Here is a 20,763-nt window from a genome sequence, read left to right as displayed (position 1 = left end):
ACCGTGATCGATGTCGGCATCAACCGCGTCGCCGCGCCGGAAAAAGGCGAAGGCAAGTCCAAGCTTGTCGGCGATTGCGACTTCGCCTCCTGCGAGCCCGTGGCCGGCGCGATCACGCCGGTGCCGAAGGGCGTCGGCCCGATGACCATTGCCATGCTGATGGCCAACACGGTGATCGCCGCCCATCGCAAGGCCGGCAAGCCGGCGCCGAAATTCTGAGGCTATCCGCTATTCGAAGCGGGCGAGCTTGGCGTCAAAGAGTGCTTCCGCCTGTTGGCGGGCCTCGGCCAGGATCTCGGCGACAGTACGATCACTGATGCCGCTATCCTCGCCTTCCTGGATCAGGTGATCGAGTTCGTCCAAAGCTTCCTGCCGCTCACACTCGTCTTGCAAGGGGCTTTCGACGCAGTCTCCGACGCTCCCGAGATATTGTTCACCGCCTGTTTCTCTGCCCATTCCTTGAGTGGGTTGGGAAGTGATAGCACCACTTTCGTCATCGGATTTCCGCGCGCGCTGTCTGTGTTCTTCACAAGCATGGAATGCAATTCGAAATTTGCAAGATTAAACTTCAGCCGGCGCCTTCTTCCTCATCGAACCTTATGCCTCCGTTGAAATGCAAATAGCATCATCATCCCGCAGTCGGGAAACTTCCGGCAGCCGTTCTGCCAGCGCGTCGATCGCCACGCGCACCTTCAAAGGCAGGTGCGGACTCCGCGGCCAAAGCGCGTAGCAGGGGATTTCAAAGCGCAGATGGCGTTCGACAAGCTGTACCAGCCGGCCGGACCGGACGTGCTCGCGCACCAGCCAGCACGGTAGCCAGCCGATGCCAAAACCATCCACCACAGCCATCAAGATTGACTTCAGGTCATCGAGACGCATGCGCGACTTTGGCACGATTTCCTCCAATGAACCATCGGGTCGGGGGAACAGCCATTTGCGCGTCGCCTCTATGCGCCCATAAATGATTGCATCATAGCGAGCAAGATCGGCGATGCTCTCGGGGCGGCCATGTTCGGCGAGGTAGTCCGGCGAGGCACAGAGGGTCATGCGCTGGTGGGCCAACCGGCGCGTCATCAGACCGACCGTGTCGTCAAGATCGCCGCTGCGGATTGCGAGGTCGAAACCGTCCTGAAGGATATCGACGCGCCGGTCGCTGAAATGCAGATCGAGCTCCAGGCCGGGATGTTCTCGCGCCAGATCGAGCAGCACCGGCATGACGCATGTCTGGCCGTAGACCACGGGCAATGTCACGCGCAACAGTCCGGTCGCCTGCTGCTGGCCGCTCTCGATCAGGGCGGCACCCGCACGCAGCTCCGATAGCGCCTTGCGGCAATGTTCGTAAAAGACCTGCCCGGCTTCGGTCAGGAACAATTGCCGAGTTGTCCGATGAAAGAGCCGCGCACCGAGCCGTTCCTCCAGCCGTGCAATCGTCTTGCCGACCGCCGATCGCGACAGATTGAGTTTCGCCGCCGCCGCGGAAAAGCCTTCGCGCTCGACCGCTTCCACGAAGACGCCAATATCCGCAAACCGATCGTCCATGTCGCCTCTGTAGAAATACAGGATACAATAAGGAGAATTTATATCGCAACTGTATCCACCAGTGAAGCGATATAAACCGCCATCGAACAAGCCCGTCAGGAGAATACGATGGCAGAGACGATGAAACGCTGGGTCATGAATAAATTTGGGCGCGAAAACCTCCGGCTCGAAGAGGTTTCCATTCCGACCCCGAAACCTGGTGAGATCCTGGTCAAGACGGCAGCGGTTTCCCTCAATTACCGTGACAAGCTGATGATCGGAAACGGCATGGGCGCACCGCTTGCCTTTCCCTTTACGCCGGCATCGGATCTCGCCGGCGAAGTCGCGGCAGTCGGGGAGGGGGCTTCACGCTTCCGCCTAGGCGACGAAGTCGTGACGCTCTTCATGCCCGGCTATGTCGATGGCTTGCCGCAGGGTGCCGCGCGCGACTTGCCCTATCGTTCACTGGGTGGCGTCTATCCGGGCGTGCTCTCATCCTTTGTCTGCTTCCCGGAGGACTGGTTCGTTCGGAAGCCCGCAACGCTCGATATGGCTGCGGCAAGCACATTGACTGTTGCCGGCTCGACTGCCTGGATGGCGCTTGCCGAGCGCGCCAAGATCAGACAGGACGATTGGGTGTTGACCCACGGTACGGGCGGCGTCTCGCTGTTCGGCCTGCAGATCGCCAAGACGCTTGGCGCGCGTGTGATCGTCGTGACGTCTTCGACCGAGAAAGCGGAGCGCGCGCGGGCGCTGGGCGCCGATCTGGCGATAGACCGCAATGCGGGCGACTGGACGGATGCCGTCATAGCCCATACCAGCGGCTACGGAGTTGATCATGTGCTCGAAATCGTTGGCGGCGACAATGTCGGTCGCTCGGTCGATGTCTCCGCGATTGGGGGTCGTGTGTCAGTAATCGGCGTCATCGAAGGTTTTGCCTTCGCCGGCCCGACCGCACCGCTGATGCTGAAGCAGGTCTCGATTCAAGGCATTAACGTCGCTCCGCGCAATGCCCTGGAACGCTTTGGCCGCATCGTTGATGAACATGGCTTGAAGCCGGTCATCGACAGGACTTACGAATTCGCCGACCTGCCGGCGGCGCTTGATCATCTTGACCGAGGCCCATTCGGCAAGATCGTCCTCACGGTCTGACTGTCAGACGACGCCCCGCGCCGCCCAGTCCTCGTAGAGGATCGACATCGAGAACAGGTCGACACGCCTGCCGTCCGGCAGCGTGCCGGCCCCGCGCATCAGCCTGTCCTCGCGAAAACCCATGCCGTGATAGAGATGCAGCGCCCGATGATTGTCGGGCAGCACGCTCAGCGACAGGCGCTGCGTGGGCGCGCCCTCGAATGCCACGCGCATGACTTCCGACAGAAACAACTTGCCGGTGCCCATGTTCGGTGTCCGCACGATCATGCGATTGATCTGTACAACGCCGTCGCGATGGCCAAGGCCCGAGAGCGCGGCGAAGGCGATGGGGATGCCCTCCCCATCGTCATGGACGAAGTAGAGCACGCCGGGCTTGCTGATGTTGTGGAAATGCTGCGCTTCGTCCCAGCGTCCCACAAGCGCGTCATAGCCGGGTTGCCGTTCGATCGCCATGATCGCCGGTATATCGGCCGCCGTCGCGCGCCGGAGGATCGTCTGCAGGCTCCATACGCTCATAGCGAAGATTTAGGGAGCACATGGGGCGCTTTGCAAGTCAGCGATGCCGCAGAGCCTGCCATTCCGGCTTGAGGACCGACATGACGGAGAGGTCGGTGCGACTGCCGTCCGGCAGAATATAGGCCTGCCGCGAAATGCCCTCGCGCTGGAAGCCGTTGACCTCGTAGACATGCCGGGCGCGATCGTTGGTGATGATGTGGTCGAGCCAGAAGCGATGCGTCAGCGTGCTGTCGAACACCCAGTCGACGATCTCGGCAAGCAGTCTTTTGCCAAACCCCCGCCCGGGAGACGCGACGGCAAAGCGCTTGAGGTATGTATTGCCCTGTGCGTTGGTAAGATCGCGCAATATGCAGAAGCCGCCGATCATGCCATCCTCGGCAAGGCCTGCAAGATAGGCATGGTCCGGATCGTCGATGACGCGGGCGTGAAAATCGGCCGAGGATCGGCCGACAAGTTGTTCATAGCCCGGCATGCGTTCGATCTCCATGATGCGCGGGAGATCGGCGGCCGTGGCGCGACGAATCAATTCAGCACTCCGCCGCCAAGATCGGCCGGCCCGGCCATCTGGCGGAAGATCGAGAACAGCTCGCGGCCCATGCCGTAATCATTGTGCGACAGGTCAGCCGTTGCCGGTTGGCGCAAGGCCAGCTCCTCGGCATCGACAAGCACTTCGATCTTGCCATGAATGGCGTCGATCCTGACGATGTCGCCATCCTCGATCTTGGCGATCGGCCCATCCTCCTTGGCCTCCGGCGTCACATGGATTGCCGCCGGCACTTTGCCCGAAGCGCCGGACATACGGCCATCCGTCAGCAACGCCACACGCTGGCCGCGATCCTGCAACACGCCGAGCACGGTGGTCAGCCTGTGCAGTTCCGGCATGCCATTGGCTTTCGGACCCTGGAAGCGGACGACGGCGATAAAATCGCCGGTCAGTTCGCCATTCTTGAAGGCGGTATTGAGTTCCGACTGGTCGTGGAAGACACGCGCCGGCGCTTCGATAACATGACGCTCGGGCTTCACCGCGGATGTCTTGATGACCGCAGTGCCAAGATTGCCCTTGAGCATCTTGAGCCCGCCGGTTGACTGGAACGGCGCGTCGATCGTCGACAGCACCTTCGGATCGCCGCTCTCGGCCGGCACAGGCATACGGGTCACCGCGCCGTTCTCGCCCAGCCGTGCCTCGACCGTATAGGCGTCGAGGCCATGGCCGAAGACGGTGCGAACATCGTCATGCAGCAGCCCCTGCTTCAGCAATTCCCGGATCAGGAAGCCGATGCCGCCTGCGGCATTGAAATGGTTCACGTCGGCGAGCCCGTTCGGATAGACGCGGGCCAGCAGCGGGATCGCATCCGAAAGGTCCGAAATGTCCTGCCAGGTGAGGTGGATACCGGCGGCGCGGGCGATGGCCACCAGATGCATTGTGTGATTGGTCGAGCCGCCGGTCGCATGCAGGCCGATGACGCCATTGACGACCGAGCGCTCGTCGATCATCTCACCCGCGGGCGTGAATTCGTTGCCAAGCGCGGTGATGGCAAGCGCGCGCTTCGCCGCCTCCTTGGTCAGCGCCTCGCGCAACGGCGTGCCGGGATTGATGAAGGATGATCCGGGCATATGGAAGCCCATGATTTCCATCAGCATCTGGTTGGAATTGGCCGTGCCGTAGAAAGTGCAGGTGCCGGGGCCGTGATAGGACTTGGACTCGGCGTCCAGCAATTCGGCGCGGCTGACCTTGCCTTCGGCAAACAACTGCCGGACCCTGGTTTTTTCATCGTTCGGCAAGCCCGTGGTCATCGGTCCGGCCGGAATGAAGACCGCCGGTAGGTGGCCGAAGGTCAGCGCCGCGATCGCCAGGCCCGGCACGATCTTGTCGCAGACGCCGAGATAGACGGCGGCATCGAACATGTTGTGGCTAAGACCGACGCCGGCCGCCATGGCGATCAGGTCTCGCGAGAACAGCGACAGTTCCATGCCCGGCTGGCCCTGGGTCACGCCGTCGCACATGGCCGGCACGCCGCCCGCCACCTGCGCCACGCCGCCTGCCTCGCGCGCCGCCTCACGGATCAGTGCCGGATAGGTCTCGTAGGGCTGGTGCGCCGACAGCATGTCGTTATAAGCGGTGATGATGCCGAGATTGGCAACACGGTCTCCAGCCAGCATCTCCTTCTCGGCGGGGGAACAGACCGCGAAGCCGTGAGCGAGATTACCGCAGCCGAGCACGGACCGATGCGGTCCCTTGGACGCGGCATCCCGTATGCGACCCAGATAGGTCTCGCGGGCGCGCTTCGAACGTTCAACAATACGAGCGGTGATCGCCGCAATTCTCTTGTCGGCTGCCATGGTCTGTCCTTTCTATGTCATGCCGTGTGGGAGGTCACGGCATCGTCGGCACCCTTCAGGGCGCCCAGTAGATTTCGGTATCGGATGCTGCTGTAGCGATAACGCGGCCAATCGGCAGCGTGCTTGTCGCTCCTTCGGCGAGCGCACGGTCGATCACCGGCTTTTTCGCCTCACCCTCGATGTGGAGCACGAGCAAACGCGCATCCTGGAGAGCAGAGAAGGTGAAGGTCAGGCGCGGTTCGCCGGCATCCTGCGCCTCCATGGTGATGACACTGCGCGGCGTTGACGGTTTCAACGCCCGTTCCAGATTGTTGCCACCCGGGAAGAACGAAGCCGTGTGCCCATCGCCGCCCATGCCGAGAATGACGACGTCGAAAGGTGATGCGACGTCACGCATGTCGCCGGTCGCCACCAGGGCGGCGTCCTCGGCATCGGCGACGGCATGATAAAGCGGGATGAATCTCGCTTTGGCCGCTTCGTTCTGCAGCAGGTTCTGCGCCACCAGCTTATGGTTCGAGCGGTCGCTGGTCTCGGAGACGAAGCGCTCGTCGACCAGCGTGATCTTTACTTTGTCCCAAGCTATCGGCTTGGCCGACAGCGCCTGGAAGAAAGCTTTGGGCGTCGAACCGCCGGATACGGCGATCGACGCACGGCCGCGTATGGCGATCGCGCTGCTCAGCGCTTCCGAGACTGTGTCGGCCAGGGCTTGTGCGAGCGCGGCACCATTCGGAAACGTATTGAAATGGTATGCCATCAGTGCTGCCTCAGCTCTCTGTCGTCATTGCTCTGTGCTATCGCTCGATGAGCGCGATCGACTGGCTCGGCCCCCAGGTGCCGGCCGTATATCCCTGCACCGGCTGGGCGGTCTCTTCCCAGGCCTTCAGGATCGGGTCGACCCAGCGCCATGCGGCCTCGACTTCGTCGCGGCGCATGAACAGCGTCTGCTGCGAACGGATGACATCCAAAAGCAGCCGCTCATAGGCATCCGGATTGCGCACTTCGAACGCCTGGGCGAAGCTCATGTCAAGCGACACTTCCCGCAGCCGCATGCCGCCCGGGCCGGGGTCCTTGATCATCAGCGACTGCTTGACGCCTTCGTCCGGCTGCAGGCGGATGATCAGCTTGTTCTGGTTGATACGGCCGGCCGACGAGTCGAAGATCGAATGCGGGATCGACTTGAAGGTGATGACGATCTCAGACACGCGCGTCGCGAGCCGCTTGCCGGTGCGGATATAGAAGGGTACGCCGGCCCAGCGCCAGTTGCCGATCTCGGCTTTGATCGCCACATAGGTTTCGGTGTTGGAAACACCACCCTCGAGTTCTTCGAGATAACCCCTGACCGCACCCTTGTCGGACGCGCCGGCGCGGTATTGGCCGCGGACGGTGAACTTGTCGGAGTTGGAGGCGTCGATCGTCTTGAGTGCCCGCAGCACTTTCAGCTTCTCGTCGCGCACCGCTTCGGCGCCCATCGAGGCCGGAGCCTCCATGGCCACCAAGCAGACGAGCTGCAGGATATGGTTCTGCACCATGTCGCGCAGTGCGCCGGCCTTGTCGTAGTAGCCGGCGCGGCCCTCGAGGCCGACCGACTCCGCCACCGTGATCTGCACATGGTCGATATGGGCCGAATTCCACAGCGGCTCGTAGAGCGCATTGGCAAAGCGTAGCGCCATCAGGTTCTGCACTGTCTCCTTGCCGAGATAGTGGTCGATGCGGAAGATCTGTTCTTCCTTGAAGGCCCTGCCGATCTGGTCGTTGAGCTCCAGCGCCGAGGCGAGGTCACGGCCGATCGGTTTCTCGACGACGATGCGGGTATTTTTCGTGATCAGCTTGTGGTCGCGGATGCGGTCGCTGATCGGCCCGAAGACCTGCGGCCCGACCGCAAGGTAGAAGGCCCGGACCCGGTCCTTGCCTTCATCGAGCAGTTTGCGCAGGTTGTCCCAGCCGCGTTCGGAACCGGCGTCGACCGACACATAGTAGAGATGCGAGGTAAAGCGGGCCAGCGATTCTTCCGTGAATTCGCCCGGCTTCAAAAATTCCTTGAGCGCGTCGGTCGCGAACTTGCGGTAAGCCTCGTGGGTCATCTCCGCACGCGAGGCACCGATGACCCGAGTAGGGTCCGTGAATTGACCGGACTCCATGCGATGGAAAAGTGCGGGCAACAGCTTGCGCTCCGCGAGATCGCCCGTGCCGCCGAAGACGACATAATCGAAAGGTTCTACGGGAATGATCTGGCTGCTCATCGGCGTTCTCTCATCTTTCCGGACAGGGGGTTGTGTAATCTAATCGATTTAAAAATACCAGCGCTTCGCGACGGAAATATGAACTTTTTCTCGCGTCACGCAATGGCTGCTCCCTGTCCTATACCTTGTCCATCAACGAGAACCACGTCAACGCAAGGAAGAGCAAGGGGGCACGGAAATTCTGCCCGCCCGGGAAGGGGGGCACTTTCAGCGACCGGTAGAGATCGAGATCGTTGGCCTTGCCGAGCAGGCTTTCGGCATAAAGACGGCCGCAATAATTGGCGAGCATGATGCCGTGGCCGGAATAGCCGCCGATCGAGGTGACGTTGGGCATGACCTGGCGGACATACGGCGTGCGCGGCAGCGTGATGCCCACGGAGCCGCCCCAGCCATGGGTGAATTCGATATCCCTGAGCTGCGGATAGATCTCCGTCACCTGGCGGCGGATGTGAGCGGTGATGTCACTGGGTGCGTTGGACGTATAGGCCTCGCGACCGCCGAACAGCAGCCGGTTGTCCTTGGTCTTGCGCCAGTAGCGCACGACGAAGCGGGAATCGCAGATCGATTCACCGCCGGCAATGATCTCGGGAAACTTGTCGAGCGGCGGCGTCGCGCCGATGAAGGAACCGATCGGCATGACATGCGCCGCCGTATTCGGCTCAAGCCTGCCGGTATGGGCGTCGGTGGCCACGAGCGCCTTGTCGGCCGTGATCGTGCCGCGTGTCGTCTCGATCACGACCTTGCCGTTGTCCGACCGGATCGACTTGGCTGCCGTCATTTCGTGGATCCTGGCGCCGGCGTGTTTTGCTGCGCGGGCAAGGCCGACCAGATATTTCATCGGATGGATATGGCCGGTTTCACTGTCATAGATGCCAAAATGGAACCGGCTGGAGCCGGTGACGAAGGCCGTCTCCTCGCGGTTCATGAAGCGGAGATGCGGATAGTTGTAACGCTCGGCGGCGATCACCGGATTGGCGCGAAACTCCTTCTCGAAGCGCTCCTTGTGGGCCACGATCATGTGGCCCTTGACATAATCGATCTCGAAATTCTCCAAAGCCGCGAAATCGATCAGGTTGCGCTTGGCGGTTTCGGCCATGTGAAACAGAGCGCGTGAGGTTTCGATGCCGAATTCCTCTTCACGGTCCTCCGGCCACCAACGCTGCCCGGTGCCCAGTTGGCCGCCATTGCGGCCCGATGCCCCGTCGCCGAACCGGTTGGCATCGACCAGCACGACGTCCGTCCCGGCCTTGGCGAGATGGTAAGCAGCCTGCAGCCCGGTGAAGCCGCCACCGATGATGGCGACATTGGCTTTCGTCGATCCGTCGAGGGGAGGATATTCCGGACGCTCCTCGATCGAGGATTCATACCAGGATATACCCGGAGAGATCGGGCTCTGCCATGCCATTTATCAACACCTCAGATGCTTGCACCCGTCGGTCGGGCGCCTCTCTGATAGCCCATCCGGACGAGAAGGAGCAAGGCATGTGATATGGTGGAAGGCGTCAGGTTTCGCCTTCGAAGTCCCCGTCGTCGGGCAGCGCTCCGAGATAGAATGTCTCGTAGTCCCGGCCGCCGTAAAAGATATTCGTTATGCGGACCCGATCGTGTTCGACCTTGTAGGCAATGATGGCGGAATGTTCGAAGGGCACGGTGCGCAGCCCCATTTCGAGATCATCGCGTGGCCGACCGCCATGAGGAACGAACCCGATGCGTTCGCAGCGGTCTTCAATTCGGCTGACGAAGCGCTTCGCAGTCGGTCGGTTTTGGCTCATTTCGAAGACGATGTCGTAAATATTCTGGAGGTCCAGAATTGCCTCGTCTCGATAGCCAACCTTAAGATGACGCATTCACGTCTTCCGCTTCCGCTCGAGCCATGTACTCTTCCATTCGCGCCCGGACCTCTTCGCTAGACACATCCGGCCGCGGATCGTCCAGCGACCGCCGGATACGCGCCTTGATCGACTTGATCGCCTCCGCATGCTCCTCGCGGCGGCGTTGCCAGAGCCGCATCGCGTCGCGGATCACCTCGCTGGTCGAGGCATATTCGCCAGCATCGACGCTTTCGCGGATCAGCCGCAGCATTTCGGGAGTGACGGTGATGCTGATCTTCTCTGCCGACTGCATGGCTTTTCCTCCTTAGAGACCTGCCGGAAGAGTAGCATAAAATCATACCCCGCGCCAAGCAATCGGCCGGGCGCGGGGCAGGGTAGGGAGATCCAAGCGGAAATCAGGCGGCGCGGCGGCCTGCGTCGTAATAGCCTTCGTCATCCAGATGGAAGCGGTTGACCAGTTCCATCAGGTGATCGGCCTCTTCCGAAAGCTGACGCGTCGCGGCATTGGTTTCCTCGACCATGGCGGCATTGCGCTGGGTCATCTGGTCCATCTGGTTGACCGTCGAGTTGACCTCCATCAGCGATACCGATTGTTCGCTGGCCGACGTGGCAATCAGCTCGACATGGCCGGAAATCTCGACGATCTGGCGGGAAATCTCCATCAGCGCCTCGCCGGTTTCCGTGACGTAGCGCGAGCCGGTCGACACTTCATCGGCCGAATTGCCGATCAGTTCGCCGATTTCCTTCGCCGCCTTGGCGGACCGCTGCGCCAGTTCGCGCACTTCCTGGGCGACGACTGCGAAACCCTTGCCGGCATCGCCGGCGCGGGCCGCCTCGACGCCTGCATTGAGCGCGAGCAGATTGGTCTGGAAGGCGATCGAGTCGATCACGTCGATGATCTGGCTGATCTTGTCGGATGCATCCTTGATCCGGCCCATGGCCGAAATCGCGTTCTGCACGATGCCGGAGGAATTGTCGGCATTGCGCTTGGCCGTGGCGACGATGTTCTTGGTTTCGGCGGCGCGGCCTGACGCGGTCTTGGTCGTGGCGGTGATCTCTTCCACCGCTGCCGCCGTCTGTTCGAGCGATGCAGCCTGCTGCTCGGTGCGTTTGGAGAGCTCGTCGGCGGCATCGGCCATCTGCCGGCCATTGTCCTGGATCAGGCCGGACGCGGCGCGGATGTCGTTGAGCGTGTCGCGCAGGCCGGCAATCGAGCTGTTGAAGTCGTTGCGCAACTGTTCGAGATTGCCGGCAAACGGTTTGTCGAGCGTCATCAGCTCGCCACGTGCGAGATTGCCGAGGCCTTGGGCCAATGCATCGACGGCGAACTGGATCTGCCGTGCCGTCTCCTGCTTTTCAGCCTCGTTGCGGACGCGTTCCTCCTCGGCCGTTTCGCGGGCGCGCTCGGCCTGTTCCTCCATCGTGATCTTCGCCAACGCATTGTCCTTGAAGATAGAGAGCGCGCGCGCCATGTCGCCGATTTCATCCGGCCGCTTCTCGCCGGAGATCGACGTATCGAGCCTGCCTTCTGCAAGCCGGCGCATGGCCGAGGTGATGGCACCGATCGGCCCCTTGAGCGTGATCACCAGAGCCGCACCGGCCGCCATGGCGACGAGGATGCCGACCAGAACTGCACCCACCGAAATGGTGTTTGCCTGTTGCCGCTCGACACCCGCATTGACCTTCTGGTTCTCTGCAAAATTGATCAGCAGATTCCATGTGCTATCGATCTGTTTGGACGCAGCCGCAAATTCCTGCTTTTTTTGCTGCGCATTCTTGGAGAGATCGACGGCATTCTTATCCAGTCCGTCCAGGATCTGCTGCATCTTCTTCGGCAGGTCGGCGAAGAACGGATCGTCCTTCACGGCCGTGGAAAGGCTGCCTACCTCGTTGGCATACATGTAGAGCGATTGCTGAACCTTCTTGACCGCATCTTCGTCCGGATTGGCGAGCAGTTCGGCAAACACGACACGGATTTCGTTGTTGTCGCTGACGATAGCCCGCAGATTGTTGGCGACGCCGTCGGCGCTGGAGATTTCCACATCGGCAGCAGCCAGGTTGAGGATCGACTGGCGCATCAGGTCGCCGCCGAATTGCTTGAACATCGAGGCCGTGCCGCGGAAATTGTTGAGAATGCCATTGGCCTGTCCCATCGCCGCATCGCTCAGATCCTTGGCCTTGATCTGCGTCAGGAGCTGGTTCGCCTGTTTCTCGAACTTCTTGCCATAGGGCAATTTTTGTTTCGGCAGAGATGCCAGGACTTTGCCGACAGCGCCTTGAAGGTCCGGCGCGTATTTGGTGAAGACCTTGAATTTGTCCTCGGGTGTCAGGACCTTGCCGTAATCGACCACCATGGCATCGAGCAGGACGGAGACGCCGTCAAGCTCCATACCCGATGTCAGGCCCTTCTTTTCGGTCTTCTCTTTTTTCTTGGCTGCCGCGATCAGCTTGAAGGAGCGCTTGCCCGCCTGGCCCTGCATGTCGAGGAGTGCGGCTTGGGCCTTGGCGACGTTTGCGAGGATCGTCTCCTGATCCTTCTGCAGTCCCCAGATTTTCTCGATATTGGTGGAGATCGTCTGCGACTGGGCTACCGCAGTGTCGAGCGTCGAGACATCGGTATCCTTCCGCAGGCTCTCCGTGGTCTCCTTCAACAGGGTAAGCTGATTTTCCGTGTCTTTGGCGGCGCGGTCGTGGTTTGCCTGCGTCGGCTGCATGAGAAAATCGCTCATGCTGGCGAACACCTGCTTGAAGCCGGAGAGCGATTGCAGCACGCTGTTGGAAATCTCCATGCGGCCTTGAAGCAAGCCGGAAGCATAGAGCCCAGTCAGGCCGACGGCCGAAATGCTGACCACGAACGGCAGAACCAGGACGATGACCTTCGTCTGAATCTTGAAGCGGGACATAAATTTATCAATCAAAGCACATTCCCCCAAACCATCGCATTGCCCTGGTCAGCCCGTGCCTTTTTCCCCAAAGACTCCGGCTGAGCGCGCGAGCGCATTTTCAATTGGCGAGGGTCGCACTTTGCTCTTAATGATCGGCTAAAAACATATTAGTCAAATTGATATTATTTCCGTAACGCCCTGGAAATAAACGAATGGCACGGGCTTTTCGACCCGTGCCATGTCCATTGATGTCGTTTCCTTGGTTAGGCGGCGCGGCTCAAATGGCCGCCGTTCCGCTCCTGTGTCGAAAGCTTGAACTGCTCGACCAGCATCATCAGCGCGTCGGCTTCCTGGGCGAGCTGCCGGGTGGCGGCATTGGTCTCTTCGACCATGGCGGCATTGYGCTGGGTCATCTGGTCCATCTGGTTGACCGAGGAATTGACCTCGGCCAGCCCGATGGATTGGTCGCGGCTGGCCATGGCGATCATCTCGACCCGTTCTGAAACGGTGACGATCTTGGCGGAAATCTCCGACAGCACGGTGCCGGTTTGCTGCACCTGCCGCGCGCCGGCGGAGACTTCCGTGCTCGACTTGTCGATCAGTCCCTTGATTTCCTGGGCCGCACTCGCTGAACGCTGGGCAAGTTCGCGCACTTCCATCGCCACAACCGCAAAGCCCTTGCCTGCCTCGCCGGCGCGCGCGGCCTCGATCCCGGCATTGAGCGCCAAGAGGTTGGTCTGGAAGGCGATCTCGTCGATCACATCGATGATCTGCACGATCTGGTTGGAGGCATCCTCGATCCTGCCCATCGCATCGATAGCGTTCTGCACGACGGCCGACGAGGCATCCGCTGCCCGCTTGGTCTCGGCGACGATCGAGTTGGCTTCCTCGGCACGCTCGGCGGAGGATTTGACCGTGACGGTGATTTCTTCGACCGCAGCTGCCGTTTGCTCGAGTGAAGCGGCCTGCTGCTCGGTGCGTTTGGAGAGTTCGTCAGCGGATGAACTCATCTCGCCGGCATTGCGCTGGATCATGTAGGTGTTGTTGCGGATCTGGCTCATCGTGTCCTGGAGGCGCAGCAGCGAGCCGTTGAAGTCGTTGCGCAGCTGTTCGAGCCGGCCGAAGAACGGCGTCTCGATCGTCTGCGAAATATCGCCGGCCGCGAGACGTCCAAGACCTGTTGCGAGCGCGTTGACGGCGAAATCGATCTGCCGGTCCACGTCGAGCTTTTCCTGGTCGTTGCGCTGGCGCTCGGCTTCAGCGGCGGTGCGTTCAGACTCGCTCTGGCGCTCGATCTCGATCTTGGAAAGCGCGTTCTGCTTGAAAACGCCAAGCGCGCGGGCCATTTCGCCGATCTCGTCGACGCGGGCCTCGCCGTTGATCTTGGTGTCGAGCACGCCTTCGGCGAGCCTGCGCATCGACGAGGTGATCTGGCCGATCGGCCCCTTGAACGTCATGACCAGGCCGATGCCGGCGAAGATGGCGATGATGATGCCCAGGACCGTGGCGCCGATCGAAATCGAATTGGCGTCCTGGCGTTCCTTGCCGGCGCTCTGCTTCTGCAGTTCGGCGAAGGTCGTCAACTGCTTCCAGATCGTATCGACACCGCTGGCCGCTGCCGCAAAGTCGGTGTGGCGTTGCTCCGATACCTTCACAAGCGCCTTGCTGTCCTTGTCCATCTCGTCCAGCGCCGGAATGAACGTCTTCTGCAGGTCGGCATAGAAAGGCAGGTCCTTGGCGGAGCCGGCGAGAGGGATCATATCCTTCTTGACGATTTCGAAATCATCCGCAAGACGGGTGCGGTTCTGCTCGTTGGGGATGAGCATGAACTTGGCGAGCAGGATCTGGATCGAATAACCCGAAGTGACGAGCTTGCGGCTGTCGTTGAGCAGGCCCTCGGCCTTGACCAGCGGTGCATCGAGCTTGGCGAAATTGTCAGTCGCCTGCTTCATCTTCTGTGCAGCCGCAAGGCCGAGATAGACGTTGAACTGCCGGAAGCCGCTCAGCTTCGTCTGCATCTTGGCAACATTTTCGTCGGACGGGTCTTTGCTGTCGATCACTGCAGAGAGATCGGAAATAGAGGCGGTGAGCGACTTGACGATCGCCTTGTTCGATGCGGGCAGCGCGGCAGCCAGGATACGCTGGCGCTTCTTCAGATCGCCAAGGCTATTCTTGATCAGGTTGAATTTGTCCTGCGGCGTCTTGGCCTTCATGTAGCCGTTGGCGATATCGACCAGTCCCTGAGCGTTGACCTGGATGCGGTCCGCCTCGCGCAGCAGCGATTTCGCCGCGTTCTGGTCGTTGTTCATCTGTCGCTGCACCTGGGTGGTGGCCTCGGTGATCTTCATCTGCGAGGCGACGACGACGTTCAGGCTGTTCTGGAGGCTGTCGGATAGCTTGGTTTCCGTCTCGTGCAGCGTCCAGAGGCCACTCATATGGTCGATGATGCTGTCGATGGACTTGGTCGCCTCTTCGAGATCGGCGCGGCCTTCCGCGTTCTTGCCGAGATGCCCCAGCATGCCTTGCAGCATGTCGCGCTGGCTGGCCAGCTTCTGGGCAACGTCGTCGCGGCTTTCCGGTGTCGCATTTTCGAGGAAGCGGCCCATCGCCGCCGAAACATCTTTGAAGCCTGAAAGCGATTGCAGGACGCTGTTGGAAATTTCCATGCGCCCTTGGAGGAGGCCCGAGGCATAAAGGCCCGTGACACCGACGGCTGAAATGCTGACCACGAACGGGAAAATGAAAATCAGGACCTTGGTCTGAATCTTAAAGCGGGACAGTATGCGGTCGATGTTCATTCATTTGCCTCCTTCAATTGGCGGGCAAATGCCTTTGCGAATGCGTCCGTGACCCATCTTGTTTGTGCCGGCAGGGTGCGGTGTCTTCGAAACACTGAGCGCAATCATCGCACCCGCGTGTCAGGGCATTTGCCGACATCATCGTCGTTTCGCCTACTATCGCGGGTGGCCCTTAAAATTAAATTACCGCTAATAAAAATCGATGAATTTAATCAATTACGTATAGGGTTGGTGAAGCGGCGGACGACCGTTGTTTGAAAATTACTTGAGCATTTCGATTTGCAGACGATTTTCAGCTGGCGTCGCCCGAGCGATCCGATCGTGGCACTTCTCAAGATCGGGTCCGCAGTTCGGCAATCCGCATCATGCGAATCGAGAGGCCGATCGGATTTCAAAGGACGAACGTCATCAACCCGTAAAGGCAGGCTGCTGCCATCGTCACGGCGAAGGCAATAACCTCCATCTTCCGAAACCGGTCGTCAGCCGTCTTGGCGATGGCAATTGCGCGGGCCTGCCTCCGTCTGTCGTTCTGCATTCCAATTTCCCCTTTCGTTTATCTCAGAATGGGCGCGTTCCGTTAATAACGCCTGAATCTGCCTTCGGTTGCGAAGCGGGTCCGCGCCGGCATTGTCGATGCGTCGCCGGTGAGTCGAGAACTGTGTAGCAGTCCTGCCGGTTAAAGACATTGATTCCGGTCAATTCATGTCCGCCGCCAATTCGTCCAGGAATTTGGGAAATTTGCGGCGAAAATGCTCTCCCCCTCTCGCCAATTGACCGCAAACCGCTATGATCACCGGATTATCAACCTCAAAACGGTGCATCATGGTCGCACGAAAAGCGCTCGGCAAGAAAGTCAGGACAACAACAGAACTTCCTCCGAAGCCTTCGCCCATGCTGTTGCGTTCCCGCGGTGTCACCAACTGGAAAGAAGCGGCTGAATGGCTGCGTGTCCGCGGTATCGAGGACATCGAATGCATCACACCCGACCTGGCAGGCGTGCCGCGCGGCAAGATGATGCCGTCGTCGAAATTCACCTCCAATACCTCGCTGGCGCTGCCGTCGGCGATCTACCGCCACACGATTTCCGGTGACTATCCAGAGGAGACGGAGGAGTTTCGCTACGATTCCCGCGACAGCGACATCAAGCTGGTGCCGGATCTGTCGACGCTCTCGGTCGTGCCATGGGAGACCGACCCGACGGCGCAGGTGATTTGCGATATCATCGACACGGACGGCAAGCCGGTCTCCTACACGCCGCGCAATGTGCTCAAGCATGTGCTGGCGCTCTACAAGGACCGTGGCTGGAAGCCGGTCGTGGCACCGGAAATCGAATTCTATCTCGTCGCCAAGAACGATGACCCCGACTATCCGCTGAAGCCGCCGCAAGGGCGCTCCGGCCGCTCGATCCAGGGCGGACAGGGCTATTCGATCGCCGGCATCAACGAATTCGACGAGCTGATCGACGACATCTACCATTTCTCGGCGGCGCAAGGCCTGGAGATCGATACGCTGATCCATGAGGAGGGGCCGGCTCAGCTCGAAATCAACCTGCGCCACGGCGATCCGATCGAGCTGGCTGACCAGGTCTTCCTGTTCAAGCGCACCATTCGCGAAGCAGCGATGGGGCATGGCATCTACGCCACGTTCATGGCCAAGCCGATGCAGGGGCAGGCGGGTTCGGCGATGCATATCCACCAGTCCGTGGTCGACATCAAGACCGGCAAGAACGTCTTCTCCAACCCTGACGGGTCGCCCTCAAAGGAGTTCTTCAACTTTATCGGCGGCATGCAGGCCTATGTGCCGAAGTCGCTGCCAATGATGGCGCCCTATGTGAACTCCTACCGCCGCCTGACGCCGGGCATGTCCGCCCCGGTCAACAATGCCTGGGGCAACGACAATCGCACCACGGCTTTCCGGGTTCCGGTCTCCGACGCCGCCGCGCGCCGCGTCGAAAACCGCCTGCCGAGCTCGGACGCCAATCCCTATCTGGCCTTGGCGGCTTCACTCGCCTGCGGCTGGCTCGGGATCATGAAAGGCCTGCAGCCGACCCCGCCTTCGGACGGAACGGCGAATGAGGGTTCCGTGGAACTGCCGCGCGGCCTGCTCGAGGGCGTTTCGCTGATGGAGAACGAGCCGGCGCTGCGCGAGGTCTTCGGCGACGAATTCATCGGCATATATGCCGGAGTCAAGCGCGGGGAGTTCGAGACCTTCATGCAGGTTATCAGCCCCTGGGAGCGGGAATATCTGCTGCTGAATGTCTGAAGTTCGTGTGCGAGCGCTCGGCGGTATTTGCTGCGCGGGCGTTCGCCCCTGCACGACGCGCGATCCGTACTAACGGCATGGCTTTAGTGCTTGGAGTGGAGACTTGTGGCCCCGGCGTGTCAATCTCGGATCGTTTCTGGCGGTGACAAACCGCCGATACGTCCTTGTGCGCGGAAATTGCTATTCTTCAGCCTTCTGCGATAGAGCTGTGCAAATCGCGGTCTCCAGTTCCCGCTGCTGAAAAGGTTTCTGCACGATCGGCACCCGCTGCAAAAATTCAGGCAGGCTCGTTCTGCTATATCCGGTCGCGAAAATGAATGGCAGACCGCGAGCCCTGAGAACTTCGGCGACAGGGAAGCTGCTGCTGCCGTTGAGATTGACATCGAGGATAGCGATATCGAAGACCAGTGATGCCGCTTTCTTGAGCGCTTCGTTCAGTCTTGGCGCCAAACCGATCACGGTGCATCCGATGTCCTCGAGCGTATCCTGAAGAAACATGGCGACCATCGACTCGTCCTCGACGATCAGCACGCTTCGACCGTTCAGGGTTGCCCCGATATCCATGACTAGATGCCTCGAATATTCAAATTAAGCGAATCTGGCCGCTGTGGCTCTTCGTGCTGAACACGAAGCTCCTCCAAAGGCGCCTCAATCGAACAAATCACACCATCCTGGGCGAATTCCAACTTGACGTCGCCATAGAGGTCCTGCGCAAGACCCTGCTCGATGAGCCGTGAACCAAATCCGCGTTTAAGCGGAATTGCCACCGGCGGTCCACCTTGCTCGATCCAGCGAAGGTAGAAATATCCAGAGTCTTCATCGATCCGCCAGCTAACCTCAACCATTCCGCCTGGAACGGTAAGCGCTCCATATTTGACCGCATTGGTGGCGAGTTCATGCAGGGCCATCGACAATGCAAGGGCGGCCTTCGGCTGCAGGCGAATCCTCGGTCCATCAAAGCGCATGCTATGCTCGTGCGCGCCCGATACATAGGCTGCGAGCGCGTCGCGGACGATCTCGCGCAATTCCGCGCCTTCCCATTGCTCCCGCGTCAAGACGTTATGTGCCTTTGACAGGGCGATCAGCCTTGCATCGAAGGCCTCTCGGCTCTCGCTCAAATTCGAGGCGTTGCGAAGCGTCTGCTTGGCCATGGACTGTACGGTGGTCAACGTGTTTTTGACCCGGTGATTCAGTTCGTCCAGCAACATTCGCTGATGCTGTTCGTGACGCTTCCTCTGTGTGACGTCGCTGGCCGCGCCGAACCACTCAAGGATTTCACCGCTTTCGTCGAAAAGAGGAATGGCGCGGGAAAAGGTCCAGCCCAGTGTGCCGTCGACACGCAGGACGCGGTGCTCCAGTTCAAAAATACTCTTCGTCCGGATGGCTTTTTCGATGGTCGCCATCACTTCCGGCTGATCATCGGGATGGATATATTTGGTGAGCCAGGTCTGGTCCGGCTCCACGGTTGTCGGAATGAAGTCCTTGCCCTCGAGGTGGCGCATTTCGAGCCAATCGGCGCTCATCCGATACACGACATCCGAACTGGCTGTGACGAAGGCGCGAAACCGCTCTTCACTCTCCTTCAATGCCGTCACGGTGTCCTGCCAAGTGCTCCTTGGCAAAGCCATTGGCTCCGTCGCCGCATCCGTGTCGATGACGGCAGCCTTGAGCGCTTCGAGTTCATGCCTCAGCCGCTCGTTCTCACGCTCAAGGCTGCGAAGGCGACTCAGGTCCGATTTCCCGAAGGCCATGAGGCCGATATTCCCTCTGTCCGTAGGAGATGCACGCCTATGGAGGACCTTCCTGCGCATGGATCGGCCCCCTCGGCGCGCAAATCAGCATAGACAGGCAGCGTAAATCATAACGGAAGACCACGCCAGCTGCAATTTGCAGTCGAGGTCTCGACCGGGGGAAGAACGGCGGTTATCGTTAAGGAAGTTGCCCGGCAGGCAGATAGAATAGCTGCACGCTCAAGCCTCCCTCGACTTTCCCCTCAATCTCCGGAAAATCCCGAGCGCCACGGAAAACCGCGGCTGCGGCGGATAATCACGATAAAACTCCTCCTCTTTGCGGCGCAGTTCGAGATAGCGAACGAAATGAAACGCGGCGAGCATGTCGGTCATCTGAAGTCTCCTTGGTGAGTTGCGACGAATAGTCGGTCGCGAGCGCGCCCAATCGACAGAGCGTGGTCGGTCTCGCGAGAAAATTCGTTTTGGGCGCGGTGGCCTTGTGGGAGAGCTTGTTTTTATCCGACAAAAATCTCTTTATCTACGTATTAATTAGAACTATGTTTTTCAATCATGAAAAACATCGGCTGGGATGGCTATCAGATATTCCTCATCGTCGCTCGACAGGGCGGATTGACTGGCGCAGCACAAGCGACCGGCCTCAGTCCCGCCACGGTCGGCCGCCGTATCCTGCAGCTCGAAGAAGCGGTTGGCCGGTCGCTGTTCGGTCGCAGCCAGGCCGGCTATGCGCTGACTGCTGATGGCCAGGTGCTGTTCGATGAATTGCGCGACATGGAAGCTGCCGTGCGCCGCGTCGAAAACTGGCGGCAGGAAAGCGCCGGCCAGGTTAGGGTGCGCGTCGCGCTGGGCACCTGGGTCGGCCTGCTGGTGTCGGAGAATTTCCGCGCCGTCTGTACCGAGCGCGACAATATCCGTATCGAACTTTCCATGGCGGAGCGGCGTGCACCGCTGTCTCATCGCGAGAACGACATCGGCATGCGCGCCTTTGAGCCCGATGAGCCGAACCTTGCTTCCCGCTTCATCAGCGAGGTCGCCTACGCCGCCTACCGGCAGAAGAATGGCCCGCATTTCGACCGCTGGATCGCAGTGCAGGAGAGCGAAGCGATCTCCAACTATCTCCGCTGGCCGCATCAAAACCGGCCGGGCGAGATCGTCACTACGGTCAATCGGCCGCGATCGCTGGTCGATCTTGCCCGCGCTGGCACAGGACTGGTCGTGCTGCCCTGTTTTATCGGCGACCTCGATCCGATGCTTGAACGAGCCGGTGAAGAGATCGGCGAACTTCGTCACAAGCAATGGCTGGTGACCAACAATGACGACCGCAATCGCCGGGAGATCCGGCTGATCTATGACCGATTGGTCAGGCTGTTGAAGAGCCATGTGGATGTGTTTGCCGGCAAGCGCCCAAGCCGGACAAGCTGAAAGACCCGGACCGCGGAGGCGATCCGGGTTATCGCCGGTACGGGCCGGCG

At 60.2% G+C, this 20,763-nt stretch carries 19 protein-coding genes and 2 pseudogenes; 4 read left to right on the top strand and 17 right to left on the bottom strand.

Annotated features, from left to right (window positions below):
- Positions 1–219, top strand: a pseudogene (locus AC1DYF_RS27475) (bifunctional methylenetetrahydrofolate dehydrogenase/methenyltetrahydrofolate cyclohydrolase); the annotation flags it as partial.
- 9 nt (positions 220–228) lie between these two features.
- Here AC1DYF_RS27475 and AC1DYF_RS27470 read toward each other — a convergent pair.
- Positions 229–393, bottom strand: a complete 165-nt coding sequence (locus AC1DYF_RS27470) for a hypothetical protein (RefSeq protein ID WP_477880363.1) — start codon at positions 391–393, stop codon at positions 229–231.
- A 204-nt stretch (positions 394–597) separates the two neighbouring features.
- The gene (locus AC1DYF_RS27465) at positions 598–1,539 is read right to left on the bottom strand and encodes a LysR family transcriptional regulator (protein ID WP_477880361.1); all 942 of its coding nucleotides are present in this window, start codon (positions 1,537–1,539) and stop codon (positions 598–600) included.
- 108 nt (positions 1,540–1,647) lie between these two features.
- Here AC1DYF_RS27465 and AC1DYF_RS27460 point away from each other — a divergent pair, with 108 nt between their 5' ends.
- The gene (locus AC1DYF_RS27460) at positions 1,648–2,670 is read left to right on the top strand and encodes a zinc-dependent alcohol dehydrogenase family protein (RefSeq protein WP_477880359.1); all 1,023 of its coding nucleotides are present in this window, start codon (positions 1,648–1,650) and stop codon (positions 2,668–2,670) included.
- A gap of 3 nt (positions 2,671–2,673) precedes the next feature.
- Here AC1DYF_RS27460 and AC1DYF_RS27455 read toward each other — a convergent pair whose 3' ends face one another.
- The 12 genes from AC1DYF_RS27455 to AC1DYF_RS27400 all read right to left on the bottom strand — a co-directional run bounded on the left by AC1DYF_RS27455 (position 2,674) and on the right by AC1DYF_RS27400 (position 16,174).
- A complete protein-coding gene (locus AC1DYF_RS27455; protein WP_477880358.1) occupies positions 2,674–3,186 on the bottom strand; it encodes an N-acetyltransferase family protein in 513 nt (170 codons plus the stop codon).
- Between the two features lie 37 nt (positions 3,187–3,223).
- Positions 3,224–3,712 (bottom strand): GNAT family N-acetyltransferase, encoded by a 489-nt coding sequence (locus AC1DYF_RS27450; protein WP_477880356.1) that lies wholly within the window; start codon positions 3,710–3,712, stop codon positions 3,224–3,226.
- Positions 3,709–5,526, bottom strand: coding sequence for a phosphogluconate dehydratase (edd, locus tag AC1DYF_RS27445; RefSeq protein WP_477880355.1), 1,818 nt, complete (start codon positions 5,524–5,526; stop codon positions 3,709–3,711). The genes AC1DYF_RS27450 and edd overlap by 4 nt, the downstream gene beginning before the upstream one ends.
- 55 nt (positions 5,527–5,581) lie before the next feature.
- Positions 5,582–6,280, bottom strand: coding sequence for a 6-phosphogluconolactonase (gene pgl, locus AC1DYF_RS27440; protein ID WP_477880354.1), 699 nt, complete (start codon positions 6,278–6,280; stop codon positions 5,582–5,584).
- A 37-nt stretch (positions 6,281–6,317) separates the two neighbouring features.
- Positions 6,318–7,766, bottom strand: a complete 1,449-nt coding sequence (gene zwf, locus AC1DYF_RS27435) for a glucose-6-phosphate dehydrogenase (RefSeq protein ID WP_477880352.1) — start codon at positions 7,764–7,766, stop codon at positions 6,318–6,320.
- A 118-nt stretch (positions 7,767–7,884) separates the two neighbouring features.
- Positions 7,885–9,171 carry an NAD(P)/FAD-dependent oxidoreductase gene (locus AC1DYF_RS27430; RefSeq protein WP_477880350.1) on the bottom strand — a complete coding sequence of 429 codons (1,287 nt, stop codon included), beginning with the start codon at positions 9,169–9,171 and terminating at the stop codon, positions 7,885–7,887.
- A 97-nt stretch (positions 9,172–9,268) separates the two neighbouring features.
- Positions 9,269–9,613, bottom strand: coding sequence for a type II toxin-antitoxin system RelE/ParE family toxin (locus AC1DYF_RS27425; RefSeq protein WP_477880348.1), 345 nt, complete (start codon positions 9,611–9,613; stop codon positions 9,269–9,271).
- A complete protein-coding gene (locus AC1DYF_RS27420; protein WP_477880347.1) occupies positions 9,600–9,890 on the bottom strand; it encodes a ribbon-helix-helix domain-containing protein in 291 nt (96 codons plus the stop codon). The genes AC1DYF_RS27425 and AC1DYF_RS27420 overlap by 14 nt, the downstream gene beginning before the upstream one ends.
- Positions 9,891–9,993: 103 nt before the next feature.
- Positions 9,994–12,501 (bottom strand): methyl-accepting chemotaxis protein, encoded by a 2,508-nt coding sequence (locus tag AC1DYF_RS27415; protein WP_477880346.1) that lies wholly within the window; start codon positions 12,499–12,501, stop codon positions 9,994–9,996.
- Positions 12,502–12,746: 245 nt separating this feature from the next.
- Positions 12,747–15,281, bottom strand: a complete 2,535-nt coding sequence (locus AC1DYF_RS27410; RefSeq protein WP_477880345.1) for a methyl-accepting chemotaxis protein — start codon at positions 15,279–15,281, stop codon at positions 12,747–12,749.
- 391 nt (positions 15,282–15,672) lie between these two features.
- Positions 15,673–15,816 carry a hypothetical protein gene (locus tag AC1DYF_RS27405; protein WP_477880344.1) on the bottom strand — a complete coding sequence of 48 codons (144 nt, stop codon included), beginning with the start codon at positions 15,814–15,816 and terminating at the stop codon, positions 15,673–15,675.
- 160 nt (positions 15,817–15,976) lie between these two features.
- The gene (locus AC1DYF_RS27400) at positions 15,977–16,174 is read right to left on the bottom strand and encodes a hypothetical protein (RefSeq protein WP_477880343.1); all 198 of its coding nucleotides are present in this window, start codon (positions 16,172–16,174) and stop codon (positions 15,977–15,979) included.
- Between the two features lie 13 nt (positions 16,175–16,187).
- On the opposite strand from AC1DYF_RS27400, the pseudogene AC1DYF_RS27395 reads away from it, so the two are divergent.
- Positions 16,188–17,543, top strand: a pseudogene (locus AC1DYF_RS27395) (glutamine synthetase family protein); the annotation flags it as partial.
- 180 nt (positions 17,544–17,723) lie between these two features.
- On the opposite strand, the gene AC1DYF_RS27390 reads toward AC1DYF_RS27395, so the two are convergent.
- From AC1DYF_RS27390 to AC1DYF_RS27380, 3 genes are all read right to left on the bottom strand, one after another.
- Complete coding sequence (locus AC1DYF_RS27390) at positions 17,724–18,074, bottom strand: response regulator (protein WP_477880341.1); 351 nt, start codon at positions 18,072–18,074, stop codon at positions 17,724–17,726.
- Positions 18,075–18,109: 35 nt separating this feature from the next.
- Positions 18,110–19,294, bottom strand: coding sequence for a sensor histidine kinase (locus AC1DYF_RS27385; RefSeq protein WP_477880340.1), 1,185 nt, complete (start codon positions 19,292–19,294; stop codon positions 18,110–18,112).
- A 219-nt stretch (positions 19,295–19,513) separates the two neighbouring features.
- On the bottom strand, positions 19,514–19,666 hold the full coding sequence (locus tag AC1DYF_RS27380; RefSeq protein WP_477880338.1) for a hypothetical protein: 153 nt from the start codon (positions 19,664–19,666) through the stop codon (positions 19,514–19,516).
- 177 nt (positions 19,667–19,843) lie between these two features.
- Between AC1DYF_RS27380 and AC1DYF_RS27375 the strand changes: the two genes are divergently transcribed.
- The gene (locus tag AC1DYF_RS27375; protein ID WP_477880336.1) at positions 19,844–20,713 is read left to right on the top strand and encodes a LysR family transcriptional regulator; all 870 of its coding nucleotides are present in this window, start codon (positions 19,844–19,846) and stop codon (positions 20,711–20,713) included.
- The last annotated feature ends 50 nt before the right edge of the window (positions 20,714–20,763 follow it).

The organism is Rhizobium sp. P2_G9 (genome assembly GCF_056403475.1).
Note: the sequence above shows the minus strand (reverse complement) of the source record. Positions and strands in the feature narration are given on the sequence as shown.